We start from the raw sequence: 16811 nt of genomic DNA on the forward strand, positions 1-16811 counted from the left end.
AGGGAAAGCTGGTACCTGCACGATAGGTACCAGCTTGTTTTCCGTGATCAAGATTCTTTATGTGTCCGAACATTGGAAGCAAAAAACTCATATTCGTCGTAACCTTCACCGCGTTTCTTTTTATAGGGGGTCAACATTTTATCCAGTTCAACAAAAAATTCACGCGCTTCTTCCTCGCTCATATACAAGGTTGTATTAGTCAGCGTGGAGGTTGTTTCGCCCTCTTGACTCATATTTTTAAAGAAGCGGTCTCTATTCTGGTCAAACAACTCGGATAATAGTTTGTTCGTTTCGGTTCGAATTAATTCCTTGATAACCGGCTCCTCGGAATTTGCCCCGCGTTTGATCTTTACCGTACCGACAAAAGGCTCATAATATTTAGCAATGATACCGTTGATCTCCTTCGTGGATACGATCTTGACCAGTCCGATTCGCTCCAGTTTTTTCATATGATAATGAACTTTAGCAGGCACATCCCCGATTTTGTCCGCAACTTCCTTTACCGTTGCCGGACGGTCAATCTTATTCAATACATTCAAAATCTGGAGCCGATATGGATCTGAATATATTTTGATCTCTTCCAGTGTAGTCAATTCCTTCGTTTCCACACCGTACACCTCAGCTTCATGTTATTTTTCGCTTCTTTTCATTATAGGCCGAGAATATCGAAATTACAAAACGCAAAAGATTTAAATGGCACGGAAACTCTTCTTCCGAATGAGGAATATGACGGGCAGTATCATGACGATTCCCATGATCGAATACAGAATGGGAGGAGAGTAATGCTCCGCTACAACTCCTGTAATCAAGCTTCCCACAGGAATGGCAGCCGTGCACGCCACCGCCATAAGGGCACCTATTCTGCCGAGCATATGCCTAGGCGTTACTTCCATCAGATACGTCGAGATAGGGGCATTCAGCATGGAGACGGCGAAACCGGCAATGAACATACAGACCGCTGCAGACTCCACGCGCCATGCCGGCAGATGTCCTGGAATCCCTAACGCAAAATAACCGATTCCGAGCAGGACAGATCCTGACATGATCAACGTGCTCTTTTTGAAGCTCTTGCCGTAGCGTCCAATCCATAGCCCGCTGCAAATCATGCCGATCAGGAGGGCCGTTCCTAGTACACTCAGACCTCCGGCTCCGGCACCCAATGTCTCCTTAACATAGACCGGCTGCAGCACATTCAGGGGTGCCAAACAGAAATTATTGATCATAGCGAGCATAGTTGTTATGAGGAGCAGCGTATGCTGCTTCACAAATAGGAGAGCCTCTTTAATGTCGCCTAGCACCGTTTTAGTCATCTCTGTCTGTGTGGAGGCTTCCTTGGCTTCAGCCTGTTCGGCTGCCTCTGGATTCGGCATAAAAGCGATAATAGAGGCTGCAATGAGAAACGTTACGGCATCGATCAGGATCGTTCCCGAAATTCCGATCAGAGCGATAAGGGCTCCGGCGATTGATAAACCGATTAATTCTGCGCTCCGACTTACGGAAGTTGAGAAAGAATTGCCTGCAAGCAGTTTATCCTTGGGCAGCAACCGGGGGACGATAGAGGTCTCGGCGGGTCTGGAGAAGCATTCCAGGGTTGAATTTAGAAACGTAAACAGAAACAAATGCCAAACTTCAAGAGAACCCACAGCGTACAGAAAAGCCGTTAGTGAAACCGCAATGCCGCGACTGAGATAGGTTAAAGCAAGGACGAGTTTCTTCGGCCAGCGATCGACATAGGTGCCGGTAAACAAACTGAAAAGCAGCCCGGGCAGAAAGTTAAAGGCAAACAATGTACCCATTAATAGTTCTGAACCTGTGAGCATATAGACCATCCAGCTGTAAGCGATGGAATCCAGGGAATCCCCGAATCGGGTAATGGCCTGGGCAGATAAATAAATCAGGTAGGGACGGATTTTCAAGAGCTGACCAAATCCTTGCTTTTCTAAAACAGCGGCATTTTGCATGATTTCCTACTCCTCTTCGTTAAATGGATAACATCATTAAACTTTTTCAATTCATTAAAATAATATTTACGTTAAAATTATTTTATCGTTAAGTTTATTTTAATGATTTTGAAGAGGAATGCAATAGGTAAAAAAAATAAATCGCCATCACGGCGATTTATGGGGTCTAACGAATATTTTAAGAGCGTTGCTCCTTATTTAATGACCACTCGCGATGAGGATCTGGCTGCTTGAAGACATGCTTCAATGGCTCTGATATTGCTGATGGCATCTTCCGGACCATAGGGGAGCGGCGTGCCGTCCATCACGGCCGCTGCCATAGCATCCGCTTGCAGTGCAAAATGGTTGTAAATCCCTACCTTCTCCTCACGGGATCCCTTGGCCGTATGAACGCAGATCTGGGCCATGTCCTCCATCCTCTCCCATCCAAAGGCTGAAGGAAGCTCAATCCTGCCATCGGTTCCCGCGATCTCTAAAGAGCATCTGGAATATGTCCACATCCCGCAATCAAATGTAAGCCCCAGTCCATCTTCAAATTCCACCATCCCGTGGACCATCATGTCCACACCGTCATGCTCCTCAGAGAAAAAAGCATGGGCCGTTACAGCCTTGGGCTCCTGCCCATATATCATTCGCGCCGCCGAGATGGGATAGCATCCCACGTCATAGATCGAACCTCCGCCCATATCCTTGCTGTAACGAACATTGCTTTTATCCTCCGCATTGTTGAAGGTGAACGATCCGTGAATTCCGCGAAGCTGGCCGATTTCGCCGCTTTCGATGATTTCGCGTACACGTGCGTGTTTCGGATGATATCGGTACATAAAGGCTTCCGCGAACAGCACGTTGTTTGCTTTAGCAGCCTCAGCCATTTCACGGACATCCGCTTCGGTCAGGGCTGCCGGCTTCTCGCATAAGATATGCTTGCCCGCTTGTGCCGCTTTAATGGTCCAAGGTTTATGAAGGTGATTCGGCAAAGGAATATATACCGCATCAATGTCGGGGTCCTCCAGGAGCTCGTCATAAGATCCGTAGTATTTCCCGATATGATATCGATCCGCGAGCTCACTTGCTTTGTCTGCATTGCGGCTAGCGACCGCCCCGACCTCACAGCGTTCCGATTTCAATATGCCTGGTATCATTGAATTTCTTGCAATCCGAGCAGTACTCATAATTCCAAAGCGCAATTTCTTGCTCACGAGGTCATTCCTCCTTTGGCTGAATTCCATTCAGATGGTATTCTAAAAATTATCGTTGACCGCTTTATGAAGAATCCCCAAACATCGATCCAAATCTGTTTTAACCTGTTTTTTGTAGAGTTTAGCTTTCTCGGCACCGTCATCGGTAAAATGATAAAGAACGATTTCTTGAAAATCGACCCGCGGATCATTCCCTTTCAGCTGCTTCGTACGGTATAATACACCCTCTTGCACCAACTCATGCAGAGCCCGGTAAATTTCGCTTTGCGGCGGTGAATACCCATGGCTCTTGAATTCTTGCCGCAGTTCTTCCAGCATCTGATATCCATATCCGCGCTGCTGCTCCACCATGGTTATGAGATATACTTTGATAAAAGCACGCTGGGCGATCATAAATGCCATCTGGACGCCTCCTCCTTCACGAGCTACTTGTCCCATAATATACCTAATTATAACCCACAGTTTCCCAGTTTGCACAATAGGAAGCATCCCTCTCTTTTTAAACCAAGAAGGCGTAGATTGAAACGTAGTTGGGTGTTGGATGAAGAAGAGTGATGCAAGAGCGTCAATGTTTATACTATTGTGAATTTTTCATATGTTGAAATTATATAATGTAGGGTTTTTCATCTGCTGTTTTTGGGTGGTTGGTGGATCAAAGGATTAAAAACCCCACCCTCGAAGGGTGGGGTTAATTCTTCACATCCCGGTGGATGTGCCGGTGGTTGGACGCGATTTGCCGTATGGGCGAACCCCGCGATTTTTTCTTGCTCCAGCGATTCCGACAAGCCACTTCCCGAACGGCAGCTTGGCGAGCAGGCGAGTGGCACCATAAGCCACGCCCACGCTGATGATCCATGAAGAGAGTATCCGAACCAGAGGATGCATGCTGATCAGCAAAGATTCGTCGACTGCATAGCTTATACGCAGTGTCAATAGATGAATCAGGTAAGCACCATACGAATAGAGCCCAATGGAGGTCAGAAGCGCATTCGCTCCCGCTCCGGCATGACGACATATCCAACCGGCCACATCGTACATGACCAATATAGAACTAATCAGGAAAAGTGCCATCATCGGGCGAAGCAGCGATAAGGAATAGAACGAGATCGCGCCATTCGCGGCGGAACGGATCTCATTAACGGCCTGGATGAGCATCCATCCGAACAAAAATGCGAAGACGAGCCATATGGCCGGCCGTGCCTTTTGCAGCCATTTTTTCCAAGCGTCATGGTATAAACCGGCCGCCGCCCCCAGCGCAAAATAGAAGAAATAATAGAGTGCATTCCGATCTGCGTAGGTTGTGAACAGCTCACTCCATACCGGGATATTCAGGCTTCCCATCCATTGGCCAATATCATTGATAATTCCTGTTAAACCCACGTACAATAGCCCGGATAAAATCAATATCGTAAGCTGCGTCTGCCAGCCCCATCGCTTCTTTATTCCTAATATAGCGGAGCGGAACAGCGGGTACAGCAAATAGAATTGAAACAGCATAATGATGTACCAAAAATGCGAGCTCGATTTTCCGGTTAACCATACTTCCCCAAGATACTTCCAATCCTCAATTACAGCAGGATTAAATTTATGATTGATCAATAAAGTAATCCAGGTCCATACCGCAAACGGAACGTAGATATCACCAAAACGCCTTTTGATGAACCTTCCGTAATGCAGCTGACCTTTATCGTTATAAAACAGCACCATGCCGGTAATAAAAATAAAGACGGGCACAGCAAATTTCGTCGCCATCAGAAGAACTGCCATCATCAAACCATCGCCTGTCGTCATTCCCGGCGCGACAGAATAGTGTGCGATGGAGTGCTGTAAGACTACAGCCAGGAAAGCAATTCCCCGCAAGCGCTCGATTTCCGGTATTCTTTCTTTGGGCATACTGCTCCCCCTTCGTCTGACTTCGTGTGAACACTCCTCATTGTAAGGGACACTGCCCTTAATCGGGTAATCCAATTATTTACTGATCCTAAGGACCCTCGAATGAAGGTCCACTTTGTTATTTACTTCTGCGACTCAGCCAGCTGGGATTGATATCTATAGAAAAACCCGGTTCCAATGAGAACCGGGTTTGTTTCCTTACAGCAGCGTAGTGCCTCGCGGTGGAAGCGAATCGTCCCGATCCGGATCAACGGCACCGGCACGACCCTCGTTTCTATAATCATAATCGCGGAATATATCGTAGATGCCTGTATTTTCTTGATCAGCGTCAACCAGTACCAGAATCCGTCCTTGCTCTATATAGGACTCGTACTCTTTCGCCTCATCTTCCGGGATGCCAAGGCCGATAAAACCACCGACCAGCCCCCCGGCTCCCGCACCCACTGCTGCGCCGGTAAGCGTTGCTGCAATAGGTCCTGCGGCAAGAATCGGACCGATGCCGGGAATAGCCAAAGCCCCAAGTCCTGCCAGCAAACCTGCCGTACCCCCAAGTATGCCGCCTGTTGCTGCGCCTGCAGCTACTCCTTCTGGCGCCATTGTCCCCGTCTGCTCGGCAATCATGTCTGCTTCGCGTTTATCCTTCGCTATAATGGAAATGGCATCGTTCGGAATCCCATGCCGCTGAAGGTGCTCGATGGCTTGAGCCGCTTCCTGTTCCGAACGGAATACTCCAACAATTTTCTTCTCCATGATAAACCCTCCTCATCGGTGGTCGTTCATATTTAACATTACCCGACGGAAGGAGAATTTAAACGTGACGCTGCACTGTTAAGCCTTGGGCCGGGTCCGATGGGTTGCAGTGGCCTCCATGGGATCATCAGGCCAATAATGTTTAGGATATCTTCCCTTTAAGTCTTTTTTCACATCGAAATAGCCGCTGCGCCAGAAACTGGATAAATCCGAGGTTACCTGAACGGGCCTTTGTGCAGGTGACAACAAATGCAAGGTCAACGCAACTCGTCCATTGGCAATTCGCGGCGTATCCTGAAGTCCGAACATTTCCTGCAGACGAACGGCCAGGAACGGTTGTTCAGGATCACTGTAGTTAACTGGGATCAGGGACCCGCTCGGCACCCTGATATGAGTCGGCGCTTCCTTCTGAAGCTGCTGCTTTTGCTCCCAGCTAAGCATATGCTCCAAGAGCGTTCCCGGAGCAAGACGTCTCACATCATGTCGATTTCGTAGCCCTTCCAAATAAGGGAGCAGCCACTCCTCCGCCTGATTCAGCAGACCTTCGTCCGAAACATCAGGCCAATCCCCCTCGGGATCATGCCGGAACATAAAGGCGAGCCGCTCTCTCAGCTGTAACGCTGCCTTGCTCCATTGCAACAATCCAAGGCCCTCCTGTCTGATCCCTTGCAGCAAGGCTAGGGCTATTTCCTCCCCAGTCGGATTCGAATAGGCTTGCTCCTTGATAACGAGCGCTCCAAGCATCTGCCTCTGCCTCGCCCTGATGCTGCCGGAAGCAGCATCCCATACGACCTCTTTATGCTGTTCCATCTCATCATGATAATACTTATCGAGCCATAATTCATCCATTTCAGAGGCAAGCTGAATATTCCCGTCTGCACCTTGATCATCTATAGCAGCGACCACAATATAAGGGGCACGACTCATAGGCTGAACCGATACCAATTTCACGCCTCTGCCGCTTCGCATGAGGAACCCGGTTCCTCCCCTGTTCTTTGCGATCCGGTCTGGGTAAGCGAATGACAACAATAGTCCGCAGAGGTTCAGGTCCCCGCTTGTTGTATATGCGATATTTAGCTGTGTATGCAGTTTCCTGATCTCTTGTTTCATCCGCTGCAGTACGGCTTCATTGGACTTATCTTGTTCGCCGGACCGCTGCCCATCCTGTTCATACGCGAGAAGCCGCTCTACGCGCGAGCGCATATCCTGACCCCTTAAGGCTTCACCTCTGCTCATGATATCACGATCTTGAAGCAGTACAGCGATCCGGATGGCCAGCGATGTCTCGCCTAGTTCTTGTGCCTTCAGGAGCATATGGGCCAGCCTTGGATGAAGCCCGAGAAGCGCCATCTCACGGCCATGCTGCGTGATACTGCCCGAATCATCCAGAGCCGACAGCTGCTTCAATAACGTTTGACCTTGCGTAAGAGCTGGTCGAGGCGGCACATCAAGCCAGGCAAGCTGCTCCGGGTCGCGCGTCCCCCATACCGCCAATTCCAAGGCCAGCGGCGTCAGATCGGATTCACGGATCGAGGGAATGGTGCTTTCCGGCAGATGGCGATGCTCTTCCTCACTCCATAAGCGATAACATACACCAGCAGATACACGCCCAGCCCTTCCCCTCCTCTGATCCGCGGATGCCCGGGATAACCGTCTTGTAATCCGTTGCGGCAGTCCCGTTCTCGGCGAGAACACCTCCGTCCGCATATAACCGCTGTCAATGACGGTCTTGATTCCCTCGATGGTAATACTGCTCTCGGCAATGCTTGTGGAGAGTACAATTTTACGCCTGCCCTTCGAATCGCGTCTGATCGCTTCATCCTGCTTCTCCACCGGAAGCGCGCTGTATAACTCCCGAATGACGACATCTTGGCCTAAACTCATTCTTAATAATTCATTAGCGGTTCTCCTGATTTCGCGGGCGCCCGGCAAGAATACAAGGATATCGCCTTGCTGTTCGGCGAATGACCGCATGATGGCATTCGCAGCACCTTTATGTAACTCTTCAAGAGAGAATGAGCGCAAATAGTGAGTAGACACTGGAAAAGCACGCCCTTCGCTAACGATGACCGGGGCATCGCCAAGAAGCTTCGCGACCGGTTCTGCCTCAAGGGTAGCAGACATGACAAGCAGCCTTAAGTCTTCCCGCAGCACCGATTGGGATTCCATCGCAAAAGCCAGGCCGGTATCGGCCTGCAAACTTCGTTCATGAAATTCGTCGAATATAATCATACCGATGCCGGTTAATTCCGGATCATTCTGCAGCATGCGCGTCATGATGCCTTCCGTCACAACTTCGATCCGCGTGTTCTGCCCGATCTTGCTGTCCATTCGGACGCGATATCCGATCGTCTCACCAACTGCCTCCCCTAAAGAGGAAGCCATATAACTCGCAACTGAGCGGGCTGCGATCCTTCTGGGCTCCAGCATGATGATCCGCTTGCCTTCCAGCCAGGGTTCATTCAGAAATGCTAAGGGCACCTGGGTCGTTTTGCCTGCACCCGGTTCAGCGATCAAAACCGCATGGGTTCCAGTAGATAAAGCCATTTTCAATTGTGGAAGTATTCGGTGAATCGGTAATTCAGTCATGGATACATCTCCAGTTATCCTATTAAATATCAATATAATCCCTTAATTATATAAAACAGCCGATGTTCGTCAAGGGGAGCTCCTTGTTCGCCACGGCTGGAAAGTATCGATATAATTGCGCTACAATATGAATATCGTTCCCAAGTAAACATCAAGATTCATGGAGTCGGAAGGTGAAATGTATGGAGCAGCATGCCACATTTCGCGGTCGCTTTGCCCCTACGCCATCAGGCAAGATGCACATCGGCAATGCGTTGACCGCTTTACTTGGATGGCTGCAAATAAGGAGTATGAACGGCCAATATATACTCCGAATAGAAGATATCGATGTCCAGCGTTCCCGACAGGAACTTGCCGTCGAGATTATGAGAGATCTGGAATGGCTCGGTTTGGATTGGGATGAAGGTCCCGGTCTTGCCGGTGCCTATGGACCTTATCATCAGGCGGCGCGCCAGGAGCTGTACGAGCAGGAAATCGCCAAGCTGAGGGAATCGAATAAACTATACCCCTGCTATTGCAGTCGGGCCGATATCACGGCTGCAGCCAGCGCACCGCATGGCATTGCATCGGAAGGCCTCCGCTACCCGGGAACTTGTAGAGATTTAACTCGGGAGGAAGCGGCGCTTAGAGAGCTTCATAAGAAGCCTTCGCTGCGGATGAAGGTACCGCAAACGATCGTTTCCTTTGTTGACGGCATCGCCGGAGAGCAGTCCTACCGGCTATCCGATGGAGGAGACTTTGTGGTTCGCAGGGCGGACGATATGATCTCTTATCAACTTGCGGTGGTCGTGGATGATGCATTAATGGGCATAACCAATGTACTCCGAGGAGCCGATCTACTGGACTCCACCCCACGTCAGCTGCTCTTATACCAAGCGTTAGGCTACCAGCCGCCACAGTTTGCGCACACCCCGCTGATGGTGGATGCGGAAGGCAGAAGGCTCGCCAAGAGAACCCGCAGACTTAGCCTCTCATTTCTTCGCGGCCAGGGCATTATGCCCGAACGCATTATCGGCTGGCTGGCTTGGACCGCCGGTCTTCTGGATCATCCGGAATCCGTTCGCCCTGCGGATCTAATTCCTGTTTTTGACTTATCGAAAGTATCTTCTGCCCCGATAAAAATGACGGACCATGTAAAAAACCAGCTGTTTGAATCCTAAGTGCGGCTCACCGAAATAAAGGGATTCATGAGCATTATTCAAATTACGTTCCTTCGTATCTCGACAAACAATCAGCGCCAGCACGATCATTCTCGAAAAGAGAAGTAAGGCTGGCGCTGTTCTGTTATTCCTCATGGGTCAATCGTTCCCTGACCTTGGATTCATACTGCGTAAACGCGCTATTGCCGCTAAGTCCCCGCTGTTCCAGCAACCATTGCAGTCTTAGATGCTTTTCATTCAGTTTGCGTTGAAGCTGCTCCTGCTCACCCTCGTTTTGGGCAGCGCCGAGTAGGTCATACAACTGAACGCATTCCTTGCGAAGTGTAACTTCTTCAGGAACATAACCCGCATTTTTCATGATGCGGTAGGACATTCTCAGATCCTCTGGAATGTGCGAAAGATCATCGATCGGAAGTTTCTTCCCGGCATAAGGCAAATGATCGAGCTCTCCGTTGCGGATCGCTTCTTCAATCTTCTGCTCAGCCAATCTGGAAAAGATGCTCATTATTATTCAGCCTCCTCCTTTTCCCTTCGTCCTCCTCATCATATAGCAGCGCAGTTTATATTCCAAGTTCTAAATGCAGGGAACCTTCGGGGGTTCAACTGATCTCATTTACAACAGTGATTCCGCTCCATCTATGAAAATTTGCGCTCCAGTAATATGTCTCGATTGATCGGAAGCAAGAAACGCCACCAAATCCGCAACCTCTTCAGGTGTACCCGGACCGTCAGACAGCGGTTGACTCCCTTCCGGATATTCCACCGGAATCACGATCTCCTCCAGATCGCCCTGCTTCTTCGTGCTTTGATCAATGTTGGTAGAAATTGCGCCGGGGCAGATTACATTAACCCTGATTTTGAATTTTGCCAGCTCCAGCGCAGCCATCTTCGCAAAAGCCACTTGTCCCGCTTTGGTTGTGCTGTAGGCGCTCATCCCAAAGTTGGAGAAAGTTCGGGTGCCATTGACGGAGCTGGTAATGATAATGCTGCCCTGTCCCCGTTTCTTGAGGTGCGGAATCGCATATTTGACCGTCAGAAACGTACCATTCAAATTCACGTTCAGCGTCTTGGTCCATTCCTCCAGCTTCATTTCATCAATGGGCGTCATCACGCCGTTAATCCCTGCATTGGCGAATACGATATCCACGCTGCCAAAAATCTCCACCGTTTCGAGGACCGCCTTCTCCACCCGGTCTGGATCTGTGGTATCCACATCAAAGGCTCTGGCGGAACCCTCCCGAATCGAGTTGATCTCCGATTCCGCTTTATTCGTTCGGTCATCCAACAGATCAAATAAGGCAACATTTGCGCCTTCCTTCGCCAGCTGAATGGCCGCTGCCTTTCCGATGCCGGATCCAGCTCCGGTAATGATCGCTGTTCTCCCATGAAAACGTCCGTGTCCTTCATTCATTATCAACACGCTCCTTTTATCGTAACCCGTTATACATTCATCTGTCACAAGATTACCCAAATGGAGTTGTTTTATAATCATGATTCTAATTTTTTTGCACAAAAAAGCCGGACCCTTGGGTCCGACTCAGCGTTTATCATACCATAACCTTCTTGGGAACCTACCATACTATCTCCAGAAACGAAGCATCATCTTCCAGACCGTCCGTATGGCGAGCATTCATTAATACCTGCACCTGCTCATCAGGAATCGGCTCCTTCATTGGGTCCAGATCGTTGAGTCCATCGCTGTATAGCTGAAGCCGATATTCGGTCTCCGGGTCTAATTTGCACGAGAACACATGAGGACTGCCTCCGATCGGGCCACTTCGGGAAGACCAGCGTTCCGACGTTCGGAAATGATCTCCGAATACCGAGGTGATCTCGTCTTCCTTGCGCCACAAGCGTAGCCTGGAATCACCCTGCCAGGCGAGCCACAGCCTTCCTTTGCGACGAAAACCCGAAGAGAGCTCTATGCGACCACAAATATACATGGCTTCGCTTCCCTTGCGCTGCTTCTCTTCCAGTACTTCACGAAGCAGCTTTGGCGTTTCGGAACTGAGCGAATGAGTCCGCATTTCCCGATCGGCTTCATACGTAAGTTCCTTCAGTTTGCGTTCAAGCGATGCGCTCGTGAGTTCCTCCACCGTTTCCAGCCAGTTCATTAACCCCTGACCCAGCAGACGTGAAGCCACATCGCCTCGATAACTCAATCCGACACCATCACACAGTACAAAATGGCACACATCCTCATTCATCTTTAACGCAATGAAATCCTGACCCGTCTCGGAGAGCATGACAGATTCTGCCGCTCTGCCATACGCATAACGACATGTGAACAAATCTTTAATCTTCGTAATCGGTTCTTCCACCGTCTGCTTGCTCTCGTAATAAAACGATGCTGCTTGAGCCTTCCGCTTACGAATTCCCAACGATTCCATGTTTCTCGCGTATGATCGCTTCATCTTTTCGACCTCTTACCTTACCGGCGTGGCAGCTGACATCTGAAACCCGATGGACACCAGCTCAGAGCAAGTGCCTGGAAGCATCATCAAGGCTCCCGGGTTCAGTTGATAATCCGCCTCAAGCAGCATTTCTCGATAGCTTTCGGGAAGAACGGAAGACATCATTTTTAGCTTGCGCCCATGTTCATCCTCAAGCGATGTATCAGCCAAAATCCCCTTCCACCGGCGCGGTTCGGATATCGGCTGGCTCATCAGATGATCGGAAATGAAAATATTCTCCACGAGCACGTTGCCGTCCGGAACGCTCATGTTCATGATACGGCGAGCAATCGGTTCCGGATCCTCTCCCGTGGCCACACCATCCGTCATATGGCACACAAGCGGCGCAGGGCAATCCTGCATATTCGGAATCTCCGATTGCAGTATTTTCTCGGCTTGAAGGAACGCTTTCGCCGAATCGGAGAACCGCTTAGGTGTTAAATCCGGAAGCGAGCCGATCGCCGCAATTTCGTCAATGCCCTTGATTCCGTTTAACAAATCATAGACATCATCGCTGTATGCAAGGATGGCAATCCGGTACCGAGGCGTCAGGCGATTGCCCTTAGTGGAGCGAAACACCATTTGCCGAATGGCCAAGGACAATGCTTCGTATACGACGTCGATCCGCCTGCGGTCCTCCATCAGCATATTCATAGACGCGCTGATATCAATCAGATATATAATGAGCGCTGGTGTGCGCTGTGATGCTTGAATGGTATAGTTCATCGTGAATTAACATTCACCCCTGCATTTTCGTCATGTTTACGTCTTTATAGTTTTGGTATCCAGTGGCTGTCATTACTTATGAATTCCTGCAGATTGTTAAGGCGACTGCTCATTTTACCAACCGTCTTATAATAGGCTTTATCGTTGTTATACAGCTCAATGAACTCACGCGCGGCATTCTTAGCGCGGTCTTTGTTGCCGGCTACCTGCGCATTATACGCCTTATTATATAGGGCAACCAGTTCTACTACGTTTTGTGAACGCTGCTTCTGAAGCTTTGCGGCTTGGGCTTTTTGGGCAGCCCTGGCTTTCGCCTGACGCTCTGCCTCCGCCTTGGCAGCCGCTGCTTCCTGGGCCGCCTTTTTCTTCTTCTCTTCCATTTGGGCTAAGTACGCCTCATATTTGACTTGATTATCATATTTCTCTTGCAATGTTTGTTTCTTTTTCTTCTCTTCTAGCGATGCTAGGTAAGCTTCATACTTCGCCTGCTTCTCATACTTTGCCTGAAGGTTGGCTTTCTCCTGTTCTTTCAGTGCCTGCTCAGCTTCTTCAGCCTTCTTGGCCTCCTCTGCCTTCAAGCGCTCCTCTTCGGCTTTTTTAGCCTCTGCTTCTTTGTGAGCTGCTTCTTTCTGAGCCGCCTCTTCCTGCTGCTTCCGCGTCTCTTCCTCTTGCTTGCGCGCAGCTGCTTCTTTCTCCTGCGCTTGCTGCTCGGCTAATCGCTGGGCATCCAACTGACGGCTCTCTGCCTTCTCCGCCAAAATCTGGTTCACCGTAATCGCAGAACCTGCCAATATGACGATAGCCGCAGCGGTTGAGAGCATGAATTTACGGGATAACAACAGTGCTTTAAAACCTTTGTTGGATGATTCTTCAGCCGGACGAAGCTGCTCCTCGAGCCCCTGTATAGCGGCGGCAAGCTCCACTTCAAGCGGACTATCCTTCTTTACAAAATGGTACGCGGAGCGGAATATTTCCAACGCACCGGAAAGATTGCCCGCATCCTCCAGATCACGCGCCTGATGAAACAAGCGTCCAACCACACTGTCGTTGACTTCTCGGGTGCCTGGCTCAATTCCAAGCGAAGCCATAATCTCGGCCGGCACCTCTTGGGAAGTTTCAGGACGGGTTTCATCCGAATGGTCGTCATGGGCAGTTGCAGCTACTACAGCAGCTGGTACTTCCTCCACCACTTCTTCCTCACTTAATGAGGATAATGCAATCAGCCACTCACCAAAGGTAGGACAGCTGCTCAAATCCTGGCTGTCCCAGGTTCTGCCGAACAGATCCGAAATCCGTGTACCCCAACGCTGACCCAGCGACTTTTTCAGTAAAAAATAACGCTCGCACGGAGTCTGCATTTCATGCTGATCAAAATAACTTTCGCCCCAAGCCCGATTAACGATAGCCGGATCGCTCCATCCCAGCATTTCCGCAATGATAACAGCACCCGCGAAACGATCGGCATATGCACTCCACAACCCGCTATGTACCGTTCGATGAGCCGCATATCCAGGAGAGCCAGCAAGCAAAACATCAGGTCGATCCATTTTGGGGCTGTACATCTGCTCCACATCGACAAGTTCAACGGCGGCGGCGCCTTCCGGAAGCTTCACTTCCGAAAAAAACGGAAGCATGACATTAGGCGCAGACAGGTCACAGTGTGCTAATCCGCGCTGCTCCATGCTTGAACCGATGGCTGCCAATGCCTTGGCAAGCATCAGACTTTCAGAACGTCCCAGATTACGCTGATCGCTTATTACGTCAAACCAAGTACATCCATGAATCCATGGCATGATGACCGCGTAGAGCAAATCCGGATATTCCGCTATCAAATCTCCGTTTCTTTCGGGAGTGAGCACCTCTCGACTACTTACCTGCAAACCCGGTATCTCGCGATAATTCCCCATATGCTCGGATTGGTACACCATAGCCGGAATTCTGAACTTAGGAAAAAACACCTTTAGTGCTTTGGCTTCATGCAGCTCCCCATCCACAGGTAGCAGCTGATAGACGATTCCCTGCCGCCCAGCTTGGGCGTAGGCTACACCTGGCGCTGCGGGATGCTGTCCTACTGTATAAGCCGTTCCATTTACAACAATCCCATCGCCCGGGTTTGGCTGAAATGTCATGAACGTCATCCTCTCTTAACTCCGTTACCTAACTATATAACTCTATACTCTATTAACCAGATTGTTATATTCTAAACATCCAAAATTGCAAGAAAACCGGGTTGTCTTCCACCCGGTTTATTCTGCCTATTAAACTATTATAAAGCAAAAGTCTCCGAATGGGTATTAACGAGATTCGTCAGCCATACGGAATTTCTGAGCGATCGCTTTCAGCTCATTGCTGATACTGTCAAGCGTTTGGACGAAGGAGTTCATCAAGCGGCTAGCTTCCTGGAAAAAGCGCTGCTTCGTCATACCGTCCCATTGACCTTCCATACCGTTGATCGATTGAGTCAGGCTGTTAACGATTTGCTGACTTTGATCACCGCTCTGTTTAAATTGGTTCGCTACTTGCTCGACTTGCTCCGGCGTAATTAAAATACGTCCTGCCATTTATGTAACCTCCTAGAAATTCGTTTTCTGGTGACACTTGACATCTTAGCCCAAGAGTCTCAGTTTATCAAAATGTCCTCAGACCTAATTTCCAGTTACCCTATACGTCCCAATTTGAAACATTTACCATCCTGATAATCCCAAAAGAAATAGGGATTTAGTTGGCAATACCAAACGAAGATGGATCGGTAAAGGTCCAGCTTTGCCCGGCTAATGCGGCTTGTTTAGCTGAATCCCCGTTGTCTCCACTGGCCATGCCTACGGCAGCGGCTACCGAACTCGGGTTCGATATTACCGTCGAGGAATTACCATATTCCGGTAATATGGATGAACGCCCCTCCATGCCGGAAGCCGCAAACAGAGCTGTCGGTGATACTGTGCTTATGATTGCATGCTCCAAAATTGTATGGTACTGATGATCCGTTTCTTGAAATTGATCGGCTTTGCTTTGAAGATGCTTGCCCAGCTGAGCTAGAAGAGCTCCCAGATGCTCTCCAAGACTCCGGGCAGACTGCCACTCATCAATAACCGCCGCTTTGAGAGACGTCTCCCAAACGAGTGATTCCATAGCTTGGTTGAGCGTTCTCGTAATCGCTAAATATTCATCGCCACTATGCTGCAGCTGACGGCTTAACGTCCGGAGAGACTCCGGCTCGACAGAAATACGCATTGGTCCTCACCTTTCATACAGGCTCTGTTACTGTTTCAGCCACATAAGTAGCATATGACGAAACTGCTCTTTGGTCGCTGGCGCTGCGGTTAACCAGTCCTGGTCTCCCTCCAGGCTCATACGCAGCAGCCAATTCATGGACTCGTTCACTATAAATGCTGCATTTTGACTTTCCCAGCTGATTCCGTTCCATATCGACAGCTGGAGTTCCCCCGAAGACACCTTGTTTTTCATACATTTCGCTAAAGCGATTGAACCCTCTGCATCATCCGTCAACCTGGCCAAGCGATCGCCGATATCGTCACACTTCTGTTCGGAAACGGAGGTGAAAATATCTCCGAATTCCTTCCGGCTAAGCAATAAAGCCGGTATATCCCCCCAGTTTTGGTCGCTTAGGGCCAGATCCTGCACCAGCTGATCGCAGGTTTGTTCGATAGTACCCAGTTCACTAAGCAGGTAACATCGGTTGTCTTCGCCGCTTCTGCATACTTGTATTACCCGTTCGTCCGTAACATGCAGATATCCTTCAAACGCCGAATCCTGATTTTCATATTTCAACCAGCACGCACGTTCCGCAAGTCCGGCAATAGCCACTCTTGAGAAGACTTCGGGTGGAATCGACAATTCCCCGCCTTCCTCTTGAATCAAATATTGCTTGCTTAGGAGCGATTGTTTGGTTTTCTCCCACTCAACCGCGATTTCTTCCGTTAAGTATCCTACAAAAGGATCTTCAACACCAAGTAATCGGTCCGATCCGATAATTCCAGCCAAGAAGAAAAATTCCTTGTCGTTCAGCGTGATCGTTTCTTGTTTGGAAGCATGAATTGTCAACATTATGAGCCACCTCCC

The 16811-nt window shown here is 49.4% G+C and carries 16 protein-coding genes; 1 reads left to right on the top strand and 15 read right to left on the bottom strand.

The annotated features are described in order from the left end of the window. Positions 1 to 47: 47 nt before the first annotated feature. The 7 genes from ABEW73_RS09425 to hrpB all read right to left on the bottom strand — a co-directional run bounded on the left by ABEW73_RS09425 (position 48) and on the right by hrpB (position 8392). On the bottom strand, positions 48 to 608 hold the full coding sequence (locus ABEW73_RS09425; protein ID WP_430164602.1) for an ArsR/SmtB family transcription factor: 561 nt from the start codon (positions 606 to 608) through the stop codon (positions 48 to 50). A gap of 81 nt (positions 609 to 689) precedes the next feature. Next, positions 690 to 1961 carry an MFS transporter gene (locus ABEW73_RS09430; protein WP_430164605.1) on the bottom strand — a complete coding sequence of 424 codons (1272 nt, stop codon included), beginning with the start codon at positions 1959 to 1961 and terminating at the stop codon, positions 690 to 692. A gap of 194 nt (positions 1962 to 2155) precedes the next feature. Further along, the gene (locus ABEW73_RS09435) at positions 2156 to 3160 is read right to left on the bottom strand and encodes a Gfo/Idh/MocA family protein (protein ID WP_430164608.1); all 1005 of its coding nucleotides are present in this window, start codon (positions 3158 to 3160) and stop codon (positions 2156 to 2158) included. Between the two features lie 42 nt (positions 3161 to 3202). Further along, positions 3203 to 3562 carry a helix-turn-helix transcriptional regulator gene (locus tag ABEW73_RS09440; RefSeq protein ID WP_071220214.1) on the bottom strand — a complete coding sequence of 120 codons (360 nt, stop codon included), beginning with the start codon at positions 3560 to 3562 and terminating at the stop codon, positions 3203 to 3205. A gap of 294 nt (positions 3563 to 3856) precedes the next feature. After that, positions 3857 to 5053 (bottom strand): acyltransferase, encoded by a 1197-nt coding sequence (locus tag ABEW73_RS09445; RefSeq protein WP_430164611.1) that lies wholly within the window; start codon positions 5051 to 5053, stop codon positions 3857 to 3859. Between the two features lie 198 nt (positions 5054 to 5251). Further along, positions 5252 to 5803, bottom strand: coding sequence for a general stress protein (locus ABEW73_RS09450; RefSeq protein ID WP_430164614.1), 552 nt, complete (start codon positions 5801 to 5803; stop codon positions 5252 to 5254). Between the two features lie 78 nt (positions 5804 to 5881). Beyond that, positions 5882 to 8392: an ATP-dependent helicase HrpB gene (gene hrpB, locus ABEW73_RS09455; RefSeq protein WP_430164617.1), complete on the bottom strand. Its 2511-nt coding sequence runs from the start codon at positions 8390 to 8392 to the stop codon at positions 5882 to 5884. Between the two features lie 182 nt (positions 8393 to 8574). Here hrpB and gluQRS point away from each other — a divergent pair, with 182 nt between their 5' ends. After that, a complete protein-coding gene (gene gluQRS / locus ABEW73_RS09460; RefSeq protein ID WP_430164620.1) occupies positions 8575 to 9552 on the top strand; it encodes a tRNA glutamyl-Q(34) synthetase GluQRS in 978 nt (325 codons plus the stop codon). 124 nt (positions 9553 to 9676) lie between these two features. Here gluQRS and ABEW73_RS09465 read toward each other — a convergent pair whose 3' ends face one another. The 8 genes from ABEW73_RS09465 to ABEW73_RS09500 all read right to left on the bottom strand — a co-directional run bounded on the left by ABEW73_RS09465 (position 9677) and on the right by ABEW73_RS09500 (position 16796). Next, entirely contained in the window at positions 9677 to 10057 is a 381-nt protein-coding gene (locus ABEW73_RS09465) for a DnaJ family domain-containing protein (protein ID WP_430164623.1), read from the bottom strand. 108 nt (positions 10058 to 10165) lie between these two features. Further along, positions 10166 to 10963 carry an SDR family oxidoreductase gene (locus ABEW73_RS09470; protein ID WP_430164626.1) on the bottom strand — a complete coding sequence of 266 codons (798 nt, stop codon included), beginning with the start codon at positions 10961 to 10963 and terminating at the stop codon, positions 10166 to 10168. Between the two features lie 160 nt (positions 10964 to 11123). Beyond that, positions 11124 to 11966: a hypothetical protein gene (locus ABEW73_RS09475; protein WP_430164629.1), complete on the bottom strand. Its 843-nt coding sequence runs from the start codon at positions 11964 to 11966 to the stop codon at positions 11124 to 11126. 12 nt (positions 11967 to 11978) lie between these two features. Then, the gene (locus ABEW73_RS09480) at positions 11979 to 12731 is read right to left on the bottom strand and encodes a vWA domain-containing protein (protein WP_430164632.1); all 753 of its coding nucleotides are present in this window, start codon (positions 12729 to 12731) and stop codon (positions 11979 to 11981) included. 44 nt (positions 12732 to 12775) lie between these two features. Further along, on the bottom strand, positions 12776 to 14860 hold the full coding sequence (locus ABEW73_RS09485) for a hypothetical protein (protein WP_430164635.1): 2085 nt from the start codon (positions 14858 to 14860) through the stop codon (positions 12776 to 12778). A gap of 165 nt (positions 14861 to 15025) precedes the next feature. Continuing rightward, the gene (locus tag ABEW73_RS09490; RefSeq protein WP_430164638.1) at positions 15026 to 15292 is read right to left on the bottom strand and encodes a WXG100 family type VII secretion target; all 267 of its coding nucleotides are present in this window, start codon (positions 15290 to 15292) and stop codon (positions 15026 to 15028) included. A gap of 157 nt (positions 15293 to 15449) precedes the next feature. Beyond that, the gene (locus tag ABEW73_RS09495; RefSeq protein ID WP_076322113.1) at positions 15450 to 15962 is read right to left on the bottom strand and encodes a WXG100 family type VII secretion target; all 513 of its coding nucleotides are present in this window, start codon (positions 15960 to 15962) and stop codon (positions 15450 to 15452) included. A 27-nt stretch (positions 15963 to 15989) separates the two neighbouring features. Further along, positions 15990 to 16796 carry a hypothetical protein gene (locus tag ABEW73_RS09500; RefSeq protein ID WP_430164641.1) on the bottom strand — a complete coding sequence of 269 codons (807 nt, stop codon included), beginning with the start codon at positions 16794 to 16796 and terminating at the stop codon, positions 15990 to 15992. Between the last annotated feature and the right edge of the window lie 15 nt (positions 16797 to 16811).

Source organism: Paenibacillus lautus, assembly GCF_050482385.1.
Taxonomy (GTDB): domain Bacteria; phylum Bacillota; class Bacilli; order Paenibacillales; family Paenibacillaceae; genus Paenibacillus_AQ; species Paenibacillus_AQ lautus_B.

Coding starts and splice junctions, on each gene's coding strand:
- gluQRS (WP_430164620.1), top strand. CDS start 8,575: ATGGAGCAGCATGCCACATTTCGCGGTCGCTTTGCCCCTACGCCATCA.
- ABEW73_RS09500 (WP_430164641.1), bottom strand. CDS start 16,796: ATGTTGACAATTCATGCTTCCAAACAAGAAACGATCACGCTGAACGAC.
- ABEW73_RS09440 (WP_071220214.1), bottom strand. CDS start 3,562: ATGGCATTTATGATCGCCCAGCGTGCTTTTATCAAAGTATATCTCATA.
- ABEW73_RS09475 (WP_430164629.1), bottom strand. CDS start 11,966: ATGAAGCGATCATACGCGAGAAACATGGAATCGTTGGGAATTCGTAAG.
- ABEW73_RS09445 (WP_430164611.1), bottom strand. CDS start 5,053: ATGCCCAAAGAAAGAATACCGGAAATCGAGCGCTTGCGGGGAATTGCT.
- ABEW73_RS09430 (WP_430164605.1), bottom strand. CDS start 1,961: ATGCAAAATGCCGCTGTTTTAGAAAAGCAAGGATTTGGTCAGCTCTTG.
- hrpB (WP_430164617.1), bottom strand. CDS start 8,392: ATGACTGAATTACCGATTCACCGAATACTTCCACAATTGAAAATGGCT.
- ABEW73_RS09490 (WP_430164638.1), bottom strand. CDS start 15,292: ATGGCAGGACGTATTTTAATTACGCCGGAGCAAGTCGAGCAAGTAGCG.
- ABEW73_RS09485 (WP_430164635.1), bottom strand. CDS start 14,860: ATGACATTTCAGCCAAACCCGGGCGATGGGATTGTTGTAAATGGAACG.
- ABEW73_RS09465 (WP_430164623.1), bottom strand. CDS start 10,057: ATGAGCATCTTTTCCAGATTGGCTGAGCAGAAGATTGAAGAAGCGATC.
- ABEW73_RS09495 (WP_076322113.1), bottom strand. CDS start 15,962: ATGCGTATTTCTGTCGAGCCGGAGTCTCTCCGGACGTTAAGCCGTCAG.
- ABEW73_RS09470 (WP_430164626.1), bottom strand. CDS start 10,963: ATGAATGAAGGACACGGACGTTTTCATGGGAGAACAGCGATCATTACC.
- ABEW73_RS09480 (WP_430164632.1), bottom strand. CDS start 12,731: ATGAACTATACCATTCAAGCATCACAGCGCACACCAGCGCTCATTATA.
- ABEW73_RS09450 (WP_430164614.1), bottom strand. CDS start 5,803: ATGGAGAAGAAAATTGTTGGAGTATTCCGTTCGGAACAGGAAGCGGCT.